Source organism: Staphylococcus pseudoxylosus (genome assembly GCF_003697915.1).
In the GTDB taxonomy this organism is placed as follows: domain Bacteria; phylum Bacillota; class Bacilli; order Staphylococcales; family Staphylococcaceae; genus Staphylococcus; species Staphylococcus pseudoxylosus.
On sequence record NZ_RCVN01000026.1, the window covers coordinates 1 to 16,046 of the forward strand.

The 16,046-nt window shown below is 32.7% G+C and carries 16 protein-coding genes and 1 riboswitch; of the genes, 5 read left to right on the forward strand and 11 right to left on the reverse strand.

Annotation, left to right across the window (positions count from 1 at the left end; all coding sequences use genetic code 11):
* Positions 1 to 95 precede the first annotated feature (95 nt).
* On the reverse strand, positions 96 to 1,484 hold the full coding sequence (locus tag D9V42_RS14180; protein ID WP_107554837.1) for an amino acid permease: 1,389 nt from the start codon (positions 1,482 to 1,484) through the stop codon (positions 96 to 98).
* 312 nt (positions 1,485 to 1,796) lie between these two features.
* Here D9V42_RS14180 and D9V42_RS14185 point away from each other — a divergent pair, with 312 nt between their 5' ends.
* The 3 genes from D9V42_RS14185 to D9V42_RS14195 all read left to right on the forward strand — a co-directional run bounded on the left by D9V42_RS14185 (position 1,797) and on the right by D9V42_RS14195 (position 3,237).
* Positions 1,797 to 2,627, forward strand: coding sequence for a formate/nitrite transporter family protein (locus D9V42_RS14185; RefSeq protein WP_107554836.1), 831 nt, complete (start codon positions 1,797 to 1,799; stop codon positions 2,625 to 2,627).
* Between the two features lie 71 nt (positions 2,628 to 2,698).
* Entirely contained in the window at positions 2,699 to 3,055 is a 357-nt protein-coding gene (locus D9V42_RS14190) for a hypothetical protein (protein ID WP_107554835.1), read from the forward strand.
* Positions 3,055 to 3,237, forward strand: a complete 183-nt coding sequence (locus D9V42_RS14195) for a hypothetical protein (protein ID WP_017722850.1) — start codon at positions 3,055 to 3,057, stop codon at positions 3,235 to 3,237. The genes D9V42_RS14190 and D9V42_RS14195 overlap by 1 nt, the downstream gene beginning before the upstream one ends.
* 47 nt (positions 3,238 to 3,284) lie before the next feature.
* Here the strand turns inward: D9V42_RS14195 and D9V42_RS14200 are convergent, their stop codons facing one another.
* The 3 genes from D9V42_RS14200 to D9V42_RS14210 all read right to left on the reverse strand — a co-directional run bounded on the left by D9V42_RS14200 (position 3,285) and on the right by D9V42_RS14210 (position 5,266).
* The gene (locus D9V42_RS14200) at positions 3,285 to 3,476 is read right to left on the reverse strand and encodes a hypothetical protein (protein ID WP_107531143.1); all 192 of its coding nucleotides are present in this window, start codon (positions 3,474 to 3,476) and stop codon (positions 3,285 to 3,287) included.
* Positions 3,477 to 3,480: 4 nt separating this feature from the next.
* The gene (locus tag D9V42_RS14205; RefSeq protein ID WP_107557717.1) at positions 3,481 to 4,125 is read right to left on the reverse strand and encodes an HAD family hydrolase; all 645 of its coding nucleotides are present in this window, start codon (positions 4,123 to 4,125) and stop codon (positions 3,481 to 3,483) included.
* Between the two features lie 226 nt (positions 4,126 to 4,351).
* Positions 4,352 to 5,266, reverse strand: coding sequence for a bile acid:sodium symporter family protein (locus D9V42_RS14210; protein WP_107554833.1), 915 nt, complete (start codon positions 5,264 to 5,266; stop codon positions 4,352 to 4,354).
* A gap of 265 nt (positions 5,267 to 5,531) precedes the next feature.
* Between D9V42_RS14210 and D9V42_RS14215 the strand changes: the two genes are divergently transcribed.
* On the forward strand, positions 5,532 to 6,062 hold the full coding sequence (locus D9V42_RS14215) for a hypothetical protein (protein WP_122065495.1): 531 nt from the start codon (positions 5,532 to 5,534) through the stop codon (positions 6,060 to 6,062).
* A 182-nt stretch (positions 6,063 to 6,244) separates the two neighbouring features.
* Here the strand turns inward: D9V42_RS14215 and D9V42_RS14220 are convergent, their stop codons facing one another.
* Complete coding sequence (locus D9V42_RS14220) at positions 6,245 to 7,837, reverse strand: alpha-glucoside-specific PTS transporter subunit IIBC (RefSeq protein WP_107554831.1); 1,593 nt, start codon at positions 7,835 to 7,837, stop codon at positions 6,245 to 6,247.
* 223 nt (positions 7,838 to 8,060) lie between these two features.
* Here D9V42_RS14220 and D9V42_RS14225 point away from each other — a divergent pair, with 223 nt between their 5' ends.
* A complete protein-coding gene (locus tag D9V42_RS14225) occupies positions 8,061 to 8,822 on the forward strand; it encodes a MurR/RpiR family transcriptional regulator (protein WP_107554830.1) in 762 nt (253 codons plus the stop codon).
* 301 nt (positions 8,823 to 9,123) lie between these two features.
* Here the strand turns inward: D9V42_RS14225 and D9V42_RS14230 are convergent, their stop codons facing one another.
* The 6 genes from D9V42_RS14230 to D9V42_RS14255 all read right to left on the reverse strand — a co-directional run bounded on the left by D9V42_RS14230 (position 9,124) and on the right by D9V42_RS14255 (position 15,724).
* Positions 9,124 to 9,630 (reverse strand): SRPBCC family protein, encoded by a 507-nt coding sequence (locus D9V42_RS14230; RefSeq protein WP_107554829.1) that lies wholly within the window; start codon positions 9,628 to 9,630, stop codon positions 9,124 to 9,126.
* A gap of 417 nt (positions 9,631 to 10,047) precedes the next feature.
* Positions 10,048 to 11,340, reverse strand: coding sequence for a Na+/H+ antiporter NhaC family protein (locus tag D9V42_RS14235; RefSeq protein ID WP_122065497.1), 1,293 nt, complete (start codon positions 11,338 to 11,340; stop codon positions 10,048 to 10,050).
* A gap of 113 nt (positions 11,341 to 11,453) precedes the next feature.
* Positions 11,454 to 11,554: riboswitch (SAM riboswitch) on the reverse strand.
* Between the two features lie 150 nt (positions 11,555 to 11,704).
* Positions 11,705 to 12,316 carry a flavin reductase family protein gene (locus D9V42_RS14240; RefSeq protein ID WP_107554827.1) on the reverse strand — a complete coding sequence of 204 codons (612 nt, stop codon included), beginning with the start codon at positions 12,314 to 12,316 and terminating at the stop codon, positions 11,705 to 11,707.
* Between the two features lie 127 nt (positions 12,317 to 12,443).
* A complete protein-coding gene (locus tag D9V42_RS14245; RefSeq protein ID WP_122065499.1) occupies positions 12,444 to 13,325 on the reverse strand; it encodes an SDR family oxidoreductase in 882 nt (293 codons plus the stop codon).
* Between the two features lie 78 nt (positions 13,326 to 13,403).
* Positions 13,404 to 14,534: an amidohydrolase gene (locus tag D9V42_RS14250; RefSeq protein WP_107554825.1), complete on the reverse strand. Its 1,131-nt coding sequence runs from the start codon at positions 14,532 to 14,534 to the stop codon at positions 13,404 to 13,406.
* A complete protein-coding gene (locus D9V42_RS14255) occupies positions 14,534 to 15,724 on the reverse strand; it encodes a SulP family inorganic anion transporter (protein WP_122065501.1) in 1,191 nt (396 codons plus the stop codon). The genes D9V42_RS14250 and D9V42_RS14255 overlap by 1 nt, the downstream gene beginning before the upstream one ends.
* Positions 15,725 to 16,046: the final 322 nt, after the last annotated feature.

Here is a 16,046-nt window from a genome sequence, read left to right on the forward strand (position 1 = left end):
TCATGTGTAAGAACCACTAACTCTTTACATTGAGAAGTGGTTCTTTAAAGTGGGACTTTATAATAATCTATGATATCGTATTAGATTTTTATGATTTAAAGTTGTTGATCTTTACTTAATTTATGGTAGCCTTTCAAGAAGAAGCACATGGTCATAAACAATAGGAATACAATACCAATAACTACTGAAACCACAGTTTCTTTATTAAATAACATGCCAATTAATACCATAATAAAGAACGCCATCGTAATGTAGTTTGTAAATGCGCCACCTGGCATTTTAAATGGGTGACCTTCCACTTCTTCAGGATGATTTTTTCTAAATCTTAAATGACTAATTAAAATCATGAACCATGGTACCATACCAGGTAAAATCGAAGCACTATAAACATATACGAATACACTATCCGCACCTTTGATAAATAACGGCAAGATTACATTAAGTAAAGCACCAATTAAAATACCTGTTGCAATTGCAAGCACCGTCCAAATAGGAACGCCATTTTTCATAACTTTCCCAAAGAATTTAGGTAACATTCCTTTTTGAGATAAATTTAATGACATACGGCTAGCACTAAATATACCTGAGTTACAACCTGACATCGCAGCAGTAAGTACAACAAAGTTGATTAATCCAGCTGCAAAAGTGATACCTACTTTAGCAAACGTAGCTACAAATGGGCTACCAATGTTTCCTAATTCATTCCACGGATAAACTGTAACGATTACAAAAATTGCACCAATATAGAAAATCAATATACGCCAGATAACACCGTTAACCGCGCTCTTGATATTTTTTTGTGGATCTTTTGTTTCACCGGCAGTAATACCAATTAATTCAACACCTTGGTATGAACCGATAACAATTGAAAGTGCAAAGAAGAAGCCAATCCAACCGTTAGGCATAAACCCACCATGTGCCCATAAATTTGAGAGACCGATTGCTTCTCCACCATTTCCTAGACCAAAGAAGATAAGACCAAAACCTGCCACTATCATTAAAATAATTGTAACTACTTTAATCATCGCAAACCAAAACTCAAATTCACCAAACGCTTTAACAGATACAAGGTTTGCACCGGCTAATAACGCTACAACAATAACACCCGGTATCCATTGTGGTAAATCTGGGAACCAATAGTTCATATATTCTCCGACTGCAATAACCTCACTCATACCTACAACTACCCATTGGAAAACGTTACTCCAAGCCGTTAGATAACCTGCTACTGGATGTATGTAATCACTTGCAAAGTTAGCAAAAGAACCAGAAGTTGGATGTAAATAAACCATCTCTCCCATTGCTCTCATTACTAAGAATAAAAATATACCTGCAATTAAATATGCAAATATAACAGAAGGACCTGTCCATTTTATAGTGCTTGTAGCTCCCATAAATAGTCCTACACCAATCGTTCCACCAAGTGCAATCATACGCATTTGACGTGCACCTAGACCCCTCTGTAATTCATTATTATCTTTCATCATTCAAACCCCATCTCTTTCAAATATAAGTGGTAGTAAATCCACTTATTATGTCGCTATTATACTATAAATTCAAAAAATTAAAACAATTATTTTCGAGTTATGTAAGTGCTTACACGCTTGTTTGTCAACGGTATACGGTTTTACATTGAAAAGTAAAGCTTTTTTAAAAAATTATTTTTCTTTAAATCAACTATAAAAACAGAGCAAAAATTTAAGTCTAAATAAATTCATGTAGAATTTGTGAAAAAGTTCACAAAATATTATTGCCATAGTATACTTATAAATAATTATAGAAAGTGAGGATAAAAAATGAACGAAAAAAACATTAAATGGGATAAAGTATTTTATGGAAAAGCTTGGATTGACCACGTAGTTGACACCATCAAAACTAAAGACATTTTACAAAGTTTTTATTTTAAACGCTATTTACTTCGTGCCATAATGGCTGGTTTTATTCTAGGTGTCATTACAGTCTTCGTTTTACTTATTAAAGCATCACTAGACACTCATCTACCTTCTGGCGTTATAAATATCATTGCATCTATAGCATTTAGTTTTGCTCTAGTACTTATCTTATTTACCAATTCAGAATTACTGACGAGTAATTTCATGTATTTTACAGTGGGGTTATATTATCATGTCATCAGCCCTACTAGAGTTTTTAAAATTTTCACATTATGCTTTATTGGTAATGCATTGGGTGGCTTTTTATTTTTCTTATTATTACATCATTCTGATGTGATGACCACTGACATGTTAATACAATTAGAACATACAATTGAACATAAAACTTTAACTGCTGGTTTTACTGCAATATTGATCAAAGGAATTTTTGCTAATTTCTTCATCAATATTTCTTTAGTTATAGCAATGCAAATAGACGATGTTTTAGCTAAAATGTTCGTTATGATGTTTGGTGTATCTATATTCGCATTTATGGGTTATGAGCACGTGGTTTACAACTCTGTATTATTTGGTGGTGGTTTAGTCTATCAAAGTAGTGAATTAGCACTTATGCCTGTTATCATCAATTTATTAGGTGCAGGTATTGGCAATTACATCGGAGGCGGATTAATTATAGGGTTGTTTTATGCTTATTTAAATGATCATCACCAATATGAACGTAATATATCTAGATAACTGCTAATACAATAATTCATCTGTTTTATATGGTATAATTTTCAGTAGATTTTATTACAAAGGAGTTATATATGAATAAACACTTAATGAAACGTACGCTTACGGTTTCCATTATATTTGGTGTGTTATTTTTCTTTTTAAATTATTTTAGTGAATCTGACAGTTCAGTTGGCCCTTTAATATTAAAAAGTGTAATGGTTATCTTTGTTTTTGGTATTTTATATTATACTTTGTTTTCTATTGTAAATTCTCCAGAACGAAAATATAAATTTGGTATAACTATTCCGATTGCATTATTAATCGCGATTATCATAAGTGCGCTCTTTTCAGCAATAAAAGCTGGAATTATTATTGGATTAATCTTAGGTGTTATTGCTGGTTACGTTTGGGAATTTCTAACAAAAAATCAAAACGGTGGTGACAAATAATGAGTGTAATTTTAGGAATCGTCGTAATTATTTTATTAATTGTAAGCTTAATTCCAAATTTGAAAGCCTATAAAAAAACAAAAGAAACCGGAGAAAAGAATCCCCGGTTTGCTATCATGATAGGTATAGATGCTATACTGCTTGTTCTTGTTTGTGTAACATTAATATTTCAACTTTTATAAAACAGATGACGCTTATCTCATAAAGCGTCATCTGTTTTAGTATATAATCAAAACCTATCTTGTAGTACTAAATAATATAAAGCAATAGCACCTAATAAATAAACCATAGTACCGACCATAAATGAACGAAATTGTATATTGAAAGGAATCTTTTTATTAAATATAGGTCCTAAAACTAAATTACCTATAGCTAATATAATAGGACCACCTAAGAAAAATATTAATAAATAACCATTCATAAAACTAACTCCTATCAGCTTCAAAACATAATGCTATGATTTCATCCGCAGACAAATCTTTCCCTATATATGCAATATGACTAAAGTCTTGTAATTCCGTCATATCATTCGTATTGACAATAACATCAAGGCCAGCAGTAACAGCTGCTGTTGCACCATTTACTGAGTCCTCAATTGCTAGGCAATTTGCTGGGTTATAATTTAATCTTTGAACAGCAGTGAGATATGGATCTGGGTTAGGCTTAATTGACTCTACATCTTCACGCCCTACAATAACATCTATATACTCGCTCAATCCTAAATTATCAAACGTTGGCTGAATATCTTCACGATAGCTACTTGTGGCAACTGCCATAGGGATATGACGTTTTTTACAATATTTCATAAGCTGATGCATTGCATCAACAATTGGTAAAGAAACACTCGTTTCATTATGTTCTAAATAAACCTTTTCCTTATCATTCGGGCCAAGTTGTGCTTCCAAATAACTATGTAATTCCGTTGCAGCGCCTCCTATAGATTGACGATAAAAGTCTAATGAGATTTCTTGTAAATTGTGCTGAATTAAGTGCTTATTAATAATTTCAAACAGATGTTTTTCTGTATCTATAATCGTGCCATCAAAATCAAATACAACTGCCTTGTACATAATTACGCCTCCTATTTAATATGGGGTCACATTCATTTAATGATAGCTTATCATATTTCAGATTTGAATTAACTAATTATAACCATTTTTATAACACAAGTGAATAATATTAAAAATGGTCTAATCCATAGTTTTACTATGAATCAGACCATAAAGTTATTTTTATTATTTAATTGTCTGCTTGGCGAGACACAGTTCATAAATCAACCTAGTCTCTAATTATTTTTTATCGTTTATTCCAATATTTAGCTAGTATTGGTCCAGTAATATTGTGAATCAGACTAAACACAGCTCCTGGAACTGCAGCTAATGGACTAAAATGAACGGTGGCTAATGATACAGCCAGCCCTGAATTTTGCATACCTACTTCTATAGAAACAGCTTTTTTATCAGCTCTTTCCAAATGGAATATTTTCGCCAAAGTATATCCAAGCGTGTAACCTACAATATTGTGTAAGATAACAACAGCAAAAATCAATAAGCCTGTTTCAAGTATTTGTGATTTACTTCCTCCTACTACTGACGCTAAGATAAGCGAAATTGCAACAACTGAAACAATTGGTAAAGCTGTCGCTGATTTAGCGGCAAAGTTCTTAAATAATTTTTGTAATATAAAGCCAATGATGATTGGAATTAAGATGACTTGGACAACTGACCAAAACATACTCATAAATGATACTTCTAACCATTGATTAGCAAATAAATATATTAAAGCTGGCGTTAAAATCGGTGCTAATAGTGTGGACACACTTGTAATTGCAACTGATAAAGCGACATTTGCATTAGCAAGGTAGCTCATTACATTACTTGATGTTCCCCCTGGACAACATCCCACTAAAATGACACCGATAGCTACTTCTGGTGGCAGATTAAATAATTTAGCAATTAAAAAAGCTGTTAATGGCATAATTGTATATTGTAATATAACGCCAATGATTACTGAACGTGGTGCTTGAAATACAATTTTAAAATCTTTAGGGTCTATTGTTAACCCCATCCCTAGCATTACAATACCTAATAAATAAGGAACCCATCCACTTAATGTTGCTAATTGGGCAGGAAAAATAAAACCTATAATTGCAGCAACTAGCATCCATAATAAGAATGTGTTGGTTGCAAATCTACTTACTTTTGATAACATCTATAAACACTTCCCTTTATGTATTAACAAAGAAAAATGTATCATACTTTATACTTCCAAACAACTTAATTTTCTAAATATTCTAAAAATAATAACTGTAATAATTGATTATGAAAAATTTTCAACTTCGTTCTTAAGACCTAGTGATTCCAATAAAAAAGAGTGGTACAATCTAATAGAAATAATAACTTGTGGAAATTTAAGTGTAATTGAATATTATGATTAATAGAGATAAAACACTTTCTATAGATATTGGGGGTATCATATGTTTTTAGATAGAACTGAAACTTTTGTGTTAAATATTGGAGGATTAAATAATCGTGCCTCAAGAAAAAATTTAACTAAATTATGTAAGCAAATACAATTTTGTAATTCATTTAAATTTACGATTTTCAAACAAAATAATTTGTATGCTTTAGAGATTAATTTACCAAAGCAGCAATTACCATATATGATTAGTTTCCTTAGTTTTCATAACTATTCTATTTATCAAATACTACAAGGTACAGATACTAATGACCTTTTAGATTTAGATCATTTATTATTATCTTCCAAACGTTTTGAATTAGTTGTAGATGGACTTCGTGATGCATTTATTAAAGACAAAGTCATCGATATATTAAATTTAATAAATCAAACCGAATATATTACATATACTTTCAATCGTAATAAGATAAACGTATCAACGTCACCCTCAGTTTTTGCAAAACTCATATATATGCTTGCTACGCATAACATCGATATACTAGGCGCTATATATCAGCCTCGTTGGACGAATAAAGCTAGAATTTCATAATTTAAATAAACTACTTATAAAAATAACCAATTTAAAATAAATATCAAAAAAGAGGAACCAAGACATTGATGTTTTGATTCCTCTTAATCTATTAGGCAATCGTTACATGAATTGAAACTATTAACTAGCTCCTATACAAGTACTGAGCCTTAAATAATTCTTCCTCTATTGCTTATATATCATTATTTTATATCGTCATTATTCACTAGATTTTCAAATGCTTCTCTTACTTGAGGCACAGACATTCCTACCACCACTTGAACATTTTTACCACTTTTTACTAATCCATGCGCCATTTGATTATGTGTAAAATACGCACTATCTTCGACCTTCTCAACATCGTTCACCGTAAGTCTTAGGCGTGTTGTGCAGTTGGTTACATCTTTGATATTTTCCTTGCCACCTAAACCTTCTAAATAATAAATCGCCTTATCTTCATACTCATTTCCTGTTGCTACTGTGCTATGATCTTCGTTCTTTTTATCTTTATAATCATTTTTATTATATAATTTCATATCTTTTTCATCTTTTTTACGACCAGGAAGTGGAATATCAAATTTAAGAATTAAAAATCTAAATAAGAAATAATAAATCGCAGTAAATCCTAACCCTATGATAATTTGTATCACATAAGTTAACCAATGATTTTGTGCTAACGGAATCCAGTTTGTTGCAAAGAAGTCTAATAGTCCTCCTCCAAAGTTACCTACTAAACCAAATCCATACATCATTGTATCCATTGTTGCAGCTAATAATGCATGCAATACAAATAAATATGGAGCTATAAATAGGAATGTAAATTCTAATGGTTCAGTAATACCAACTACAACAGCAGTTAATGTTGCTGGAATAAGTAGTGCTGCAATTTTCTTTTTATTTTCTTTAGGCGTTGTTGAATACATAGCCAAAGCAATACCTATAGCTCCAAACACTTTACCATTACCTTGCAACATAAATCCATATGGGAACTGTTCTTTTAACGGTTCGGTACTTTTAGCAAATTCATTAACATGTTCAAACCATTCTGCTTTTAAGCCATGATTGACTACAACAGGACCAACTTCAATTGGTGCATATATAAAATGGTGTAATCCTGTTGGAATTAGTACTCGTTCTAAGAAGTGATACAACCAAACGCCAATATAACCTGATCCAATAATAAAACCTTGTAATGAAGTTATACCACCTTGCACCGTCGGCCAAATAACACACGTAAGTAGTGCTATTGGTAACATAACAAAGAATGATATCGTCACCACAAATGTTAGACCTTGGAAAACCCCTAACATCTCTGGTAATCGTTTACTGTAGTATCGATTATGTATCCAAGTTATGATACTTGAAATGATAATACCACCAAGTATATTCGTATCTAGCGTTTCAATCCCGGCAATCGCTTTAAGTCCTGTTACATTTTCAACGCCTTTTTCCAAATTCGCTCCAAATGTATGCGGCCATTGCGTAAGTATTGCATTTATAAAAGTATTGAACATAAGGTAGCCCATCAATGCTGCTAAAGCTGCATGTCCAGGCGCTTTTTTAGCCAAAGATAGTGGCAAACCGACCACAAACACAACTTCCATATGATTAAAAATTGTCCAACCGCCAGCTTCGATTACAGACCAAATCTTAAACCAAGTTGTTCCATCAGCAGCAATGCTTCCCATAATCGATGGATTTTTAAATAAAGTGGCAAATCCTAAAACAATACCAAAAAATGCAAACATTAATACAGGTACAATCATCGCACTCCCAAATCGTTTAATTGCATTCATAGCCGTATAACCTCCTATTTCTATACATAAGCATTTGTCTACACATCATTCCTAATAAATCTATAAATATAATTCATTGAGTATGTGTTGTATGTAATTAATTTAATATTAAAGGAAACGCTTACATAAAGACAATAGTTTGACGCCATTCGGAACAATTTTGTATAATCAGATTATATTTTCAAAACGTGAAAATATTTTCATGAAGTGTGAGGTGACAAATTTGTTTTTAGATGAACGTGTTAACACTAATTTTAATAAATTAAATGAAAATGATTTACATATTGCACATTTTATTAATACGCATATCCTACAATGTAAAACGATGAAAATACAAGAATTAGCAGAACACACCCACGCATCTAACGCCACCATTCATCGTTTCACTCGTAAGTTAGGCTTTGATGGTTATAGTGATTTTAAATCTTATTTAAAATTCGAAACTGAACAATCACATCAATTACCTTCAGATTCAATAGAAGGTTTTAAACAAGAAATCGAAAATACTTTTACTTATTTAGAAAGAATCGATTATGATCTGATTACAGATAAAATTTACCAAGCAGAAACCGTTTATTTATATGGAACTGGATTAGCACAAATGAATGTTGCTCAGGAAGCACAGCGTATCTTACTAACGGTACATAAAAATATCATCGTACTTCATGACGTACACGAATTTAAAATGGTATTGAATAAAACAACACCGAAAGATATCTTTTTTATCATTTCTCTTTCTGGTGAATCAGGGCAGTTAACAGATATCAGCAATTTATTACAATTGCGTCAAAAATATTTTTTCTCTGTAACCACTTTAAAAGATAATACGCTTGCTCAAAAGGCGAATTATAATATCTATGTATCTAGTAATACATTTTACTTAGCAGATGGCATAGATTATTCAAGTTTTATTAGTTACCATATTTTCTTCGAAACCTTATTACGAAAATATAATGAACGTAAAGTTATAGGCGAACTGTATTAAATACACTGCCCAGCTATTGACTTGTTCGACAAGTTCAAATATCTGTATTGAAGATTGAATGATTATGTTAAGTTTGTTATTTACAACAAAAGCTCCCTCTAAAGACTGTCACATTTGGTGATTACTTTAAAGGGAGCATTATTTATTTTTAGTGCTGACCGAGCAAATCATATAAGCATTTACTTAGATACTGGTCGAAATTTTATTCAAATTTTATTCAAACCTAAATAATATTATCAGGATCGAAATAATCCAATAAAACTATTATCTCACAGTATGATTGCTATATCAGCGTACTATTTTATAAATCCGCTTCAAACGCTTCAAGCGCTAATTGTAGTTTATCAAATAACATTTCAAATCCATGTGCCGTTGAATCATGATATTCTTTCTTCTTCTGTTTATATTCTAAAGATGTTAACCTTCTTTCTCTTGGTACAAAAGCAATATAATTGAAAATCATTTGCGTAATGCCTGGTTCTCTTTCGAATATTTCAACTTCTATCGTATCTTCTGAATCACTTAATTCTGGCATACCAATTGTCATGACGATATATTCATAAGGTGTTAATGAAGCAAATGTACCTTGTACTATATTCTCTTTACCTTTACGAACATCAACAATTTTGTACTTACCATTTTGTTCAGCAGTTACTTCAATAGTTTTATTTGTTCTTTCAGTTGTCATAAACCATTGTTTAAGAAAACGTTGATCTGTCCAAGCTTGATATAATAATTCAGGTTCTACTTTAAATAATCTTTCAAGACGAATTTCAACATTCTCATTTTCTACATTGTATTTACCCACGATCGATTGTTCACCTACTTTCACTCTTATTACTATTCTAACGCATTACACTATACTTCTAAACAATTATCAAGTAAATATAGTGATGTTCTTTAATATTTATAAAGCTTTAACAATCTCATTTTATCGCTATTAGTCAGTAAACGTCAAAACTTTCATTTTCATTAAGTATCATACTAAATAAACTTTACATTTATGTTCGCATATTCTGTTAATATACTGTTTATTTAAAATAGCGAATGAGCCCGGGACATTCATATATCCCGGACCCAAATTTAAGCTAGTTTATAGTCTCTAAGTATTAAATAACACAATGAACATCAACAATTTTCAAATCATGCTTATTAACCTATAACTACAATACTCTATTGAGAGCTTAAAAATCATTGCTCAATTTGATGTTACAATGTATCTTATTTACTTTTTATCTAATCTAGGCAATCTAAAGAAGATTGCTATCAGTCCACAAACACCTAATATCATTGGATAAATAGAATACGGTACTAATTCAAATGGAGATATAGACGCCACACCTGCAGCCGCAATCAGCTGAGGACTATATGGCAACATACCCTGGAAACAACTCGCAAACATATCTAAAATACTGGCTGATTTACGCGGATCTACATCATATTCTTCTGATATATCTTTCGCTAACGGGCCTGCCATTAATATAGAAATAGTATTATTTGCTGTTGATATATCTGCCACACTGACTAAGCCAGCAATCCCTAATTCTGCACCGCGTTTAGATTTAACTTTACTGCGCACAAAATTTAACAACCAAGTAATACCACCATTATGTTGAATCAACGCAACTAATCCACCAATGAGCAATGCAATAATCGCTATATCTTCCATGCCGATAATACCTTTAGATATTGAATTTAATAAGCCAGTCCATCCAAATGAACCATAAATTAATCCGATAATTGCAGAAAGTACAACACCACCGATTAATACGATAACGACATTTACACCTATTAGTGCTAAGATAAGCACAAATAAGTATGGAATTACTTTAATAAGGTCATAATCGTAACTTTTACTTGCATCTATGTGCGCACCATTAGTTAAAAACCAAAGCACAATAATAGTAAATATCGCACCAGGTAAGACAATTCTTATATTCACCTTAAATTTATCGCTCATTTTCGTTTTCTGAGTACGTACTGCAGCGATTGTAGTATCAGAAATCATCGATAAATTATCACCAAACATAGAGCCACCAACAACAGTAGCCATTGTGATAGCTGCTGAAACATCTGTAGCCTGACTTAAACCAAAACCAACTGGCGCTATAGCAGCTACTGTCCCTACTGACGTCCCCATTGATAAAGATACAAACATACATATGATAAATAGTCCGACGATAATTAAATTTTCTGGGATTAATGATAACCCTAAGTTAACCGTCGACTGCACGCCACCCATATCTTCAGTCGTTTGAGAAAAGGCACCTGCTAATAAGAAAATTAACATCATTAAAATAATATTGGAATGTCCTGCACCTTTTGTAAAAACTTCAACTTTTTTTTGAAATGATTCTTTTCTATTTAACGCTAAGCCAACAATAGCAGCAACTAATATAGCTACATTCAATGGCATCGTAGTAAAGTCGCCTGTACTAATACCCACACCTAAAAACATACCAACAAATACGATTAAAGGTATCAAAGCCCATGCGTTACCTTTTTTTGTCTCCTCCATATATAACCAACTTTCCTAAATATTAAAACAGAACCCAACCTTCTGTTATTTTTAAGTCCAAAAAGTAAAAAAAACTCTTTCTAAATTAAGAAGAAAGAGTAAACTGTGATTCATTCTTATCTTCTAGCATGAATTATGCTACTGGATTTGGCACACGCATCATCATGTTGCCGAAGTATCATCGGGCCAGTCCCTACACTTCTCTTGATAAGTTATTATTTTATTTTATTACAGTACAGTATTAATTGTAATTCGTCAAATATGGAATTGGATAGAAAACAATTTAAAAACGATTTCATTATCTAATTCCTTCAACGTCTATTATTTCAATAGAGCTTATGTTATTTATTTAGTCTTTTTATATTTACTGCATCGGACGTTCGATAGTAAATTTATTACCTAAAGAGGCGTAATCATTACCAGCTAAGCGCGCTACTGCATTAAGCGCATCAGCGTCTATTTTACTATCTTCAAAATAAACTGATTCATCAATATGGAACATAACTACTTCACCTATAATTAAATCAGATCCCTCTTGAGGGTCACCTAATGGAATAATTCGATCTAGCTTACATTCCATTCGAATTTTGGCTTGTTCAATACCAGGTACTGCAACTAATTCAGAGTCAACACAATTAAGACTTGTTCTTTCTAATTCATTTTGATTACGAGTCAACGGCGCTGCTGTATGGTTGATTTGTTCAACTGTATCTTCATCTGTAATATGTACTACAAATGATTCCGTTTCTTCAATATTTAAAGAAGTGTCTTTCCGCTTCCCTTCAGAGCGACCTGTAGAAATCATAATCATTGGCGGTGCACTATTTACAACATTAAAAAAGCTAAACGGCGCTGCGTTTAAATGCCCATCTTTATCTTGCGAAGTAACAAAAGCGATAGGTCTAGGTATCACACTACCACTTAATAATTTATAATTTTGTTTTTTGCTTAAAGCATCTGCTCTAAATTTTTTCATAAATGATTACCTTACCTTTCAAAAATAAGGAGGTAGGATATCAATGTATCCTTTCCTCCTTATGCTTAGTATCACCGAGACATTGAAACACTAACAGTTAAATTACTGTCTCGTTAGTACATCAATTCTAATCTAATTGAGTACCACCTGTCACGCCATAAACTTGGCCTGTAGTATAACTTGATTCATCTGCTGCTAAATGTACATACACGCCTGAAAGCTCAACCGGTTGCCCCGCTCTACCTAACACTTCTTTTTGACCGAAAGTTGGAATTTTAGATTGGGGCTGTCCACCAGAAATTTGGAGTGGTGACCAGAATGGTCCTGGTGCTACACAATTCACACGGATTCCCTTGCTACCTAATTCTTCAGATAAGCTCTTGGTAAGTGAAATGATAGCTGCTTTGGAAGCGGCATAATCATGTAAGATTGGGCTTGGATTATAACCTTGCACAGATGAAGTCAGTGTGATTGTTGCACCAGGTTCTAAATAATCAATCGCTTTTTGAACTGACCAAAAAATAGGATAGACATTGGTTTCGAATGTCTCAGTAAATGATTCAGTATCAAAGCCTTTAAGGTTGTTTCTATATTGCTGATGTCCTGCTACAATCGTTACATTATCTAATCCACCAAGTTTGTTATAAGCTGTTTCAACTAAATCATAGTTAAATTGTTCATCGCGTATATCGCCTGGGATTAATACAGATTTACGTCCCGCTGCTTCAATCACTTGTTGTACTTCTTCAGCGTCCACTTGCTCAGCAGGCAAGTAATTAATCGCCACATCTGCACCTTCTTTAGCATATGCGATGGCAGTAGCTCTACCGATAGCAGAATCTCCACCAGTAACTAACATTTTATAATCTTTTAAACGCCCATAACCGATATAAGTAGTTTCACCACAATCAGGCTTAGGGTCTAATTTATCTTGTAAACCTGGAACGTCTTGTTCTTGTTTTGGAAAATCCTCACTTGAAAATTTTGTTCTAGGGTCTTGTCCTGACATATGCAAACACTCCTTATTTAAAGAATATGCTTATGCATTACCCTGATTTTTTAACTTTTAATACATCAATCAAAGATTCTATTTAGATTGTTCGTTTAAAAGTTTTTGTACAAAACTTACGAAATAATCAGGTACTTTTTCTAATATACGTTCATCTGGATCATATTTAGGATGATGCAAATCATATTCACTATTAGAACCAATAAACACAAATACACTTGGATATTTATTTGAGAAACCTGAAAAATCTTCTCCAATAGTTAATGGTTGATCCATAATACTCACATTATAACCTACCGCTTTAGCAACCTCTATCGCGTCTTCTGTTAATTTTTCATCATTAACAACCGCACCTGGTAAACGATGGTATAACGTTTCAATTTCAACACCAAATGCTTCTGCAAGCCCACTTCCAATGGCACGCAAACGTTCTTCGATATAATTACGTTTCTCTTCGTCAAAACTTCTCACTGTACCTTGAACATAAGCTTCATCTGCAATCACATTCCATGTATTACCACTAGACACTTCACCAATAGTAACAACAGCGTTATCAAATGCTGATAAATTTCTACTCACAATAGACTGTACACTATTAATTAATTGTCCTAATACAATCACTGGATCATTACCTTGTTCAGGCTTAGCAGCATGAGCGCCTACACCTTTAATTTTAAATTCAAATCGATCTACAGATGATGTAATAACTCCTGATTTCACTGCAAATTCACCAATGTCTAATGTAGGATAATTATGATAACCTAATACCGCTTTAGCACCTTCTATTGCACCTGTATCAGTAATATGATACGCTCCATAACCTAGTTCTTCTGCAGGTTGGAAGATAATGCGTACGCGCCCAGTTAATTGCGATTCAATTTCTTTTAATTTTGTCGCTACTGCAAGGATGCTGGCCATATGAATATCATGTCCACAAGCGTGCATCATACCTTCATTCGTAGATGTAAATTCATGTACAACTTGCTCTTTAATAGGCAAAGCATCTATGTCTGTTCGAACTGCTACAAAATGTTCACCTTGACCAACCTCTGCTACTAATCCCGTTTCTAATGGTAAGTCTAGGATGGTAATTTCATATAATTCTAAAATTCTTCTTAATCTTTTTGTTGTTTCATATTCTGCATCTGATAATTCTGGATATTGATGAAAAGTTCTTCTCCAATTTATGTAATCTTCATATTGTGGCATTATATGTCACACCCTTTCTTATTTTTTAAGCGCAAAATGAGGTAGTAACAAATCGTTACAATCACTACACCTGCAGCTAAATTATTCGTTAATAATATTATCGCCATTGTTAGTATTACTATAAACCCATTAAAAATTGGTGCTTTTTTAACAAATGATACAGTTCTTCTATCAAATGTATTTAAAGATATTGTGATTAATACGGTCGCTAATACCGCCATAGGTATCTGACCAATAATACTTCCAAATACAAATAAACTAAAAAGTAGAAAGCTACCAGTAATCAAAGTTGAAACTCTCGATGTTGCTCCCATACTTAAATTAAATTTTGATTGTCCGACTAATGCGCTACCACCATATCCACCAAACAATCCTACAATAAAGTTTGCAATACCTTGACCAATTGACTCTTTGTTTTTATCGCTAGGCGTATCTGTAACAACGTCCATCATGCGAGCAGTTAAGGTTGTTTGTACAACAGCAACAATGGCCATTGTTAATCCATACATAAAAATAATAAATAAATTTTCTAAGTCATACATCATTTTAGGTAAAGCAATATTTGGCAAATGTACATGTATGGAGGCTAAATTGTGAACATATTGTATATCTGGTTTGATTAACCAAGCAGCAAAGGTTAAAACAATAATAGCAACTAAAGGTGCTGGTATAAATTTTATGTATCTTTGCGCCAACCAAATAATTAAAAATGAAATTAACACAAGAACATAAGTAGTATTAGAAACTTGAAATATATTATCAAGCTGAGACGTGAATAGCAGTACGCCAAGTGCATTCATAAATCCTATGACAACGCCTGTAGGAATATAATCTAATAGTTTATTTATATGACAATAACCAAATATAATTTGGATTAATCCCATAAAAATTGTAGCTAAAATCACTGCCTGCATGCCGTGACTAGCCATAAGTGGTGCTACAACTAAAGAGACACCACTACTTGGCGCTGAAACCATTAAATTCCTATTGCCCGTGAAACTAATGACAATCATCATTAATCCAGTACTCAACAAACCTACGATGGGACTCACGCCTGCGATAAAAGAAAATGCGATAGCACCTGGCAAAAGTGCAAGCGCTATTAATACGCCAGATAGTGCATTCGACATGATATTACCTTGCCATTGTTTGATATAATCAGTTTGTGTCACACCGAATGTCACCTCCATATGTTCCTCTTGTCATATGGTATCATAATTGTCGCAATATTATATCAATTCTGTTTATCAAAATCTAAAAATATCAGCACCTTATCCCTTGCTCATGTGTATGAGCCACTAACTTTCTTAAGTGGAACACATGAGTATAAACTCATGTGTAAGAACCAGTAACTTAACAAAATTAAGAAGTGGTTCTTTAGAAAAGTAACCTTTGTCCACCTGAGCCCTTGCTCATGTGTATGAGCCACTAACTTTCTTAAGTGGAACACATGAGTATAAACTCATGTGTAAGAACCAGTAACTTAACAAAATTAAGAAGTGGTTCTTTAGA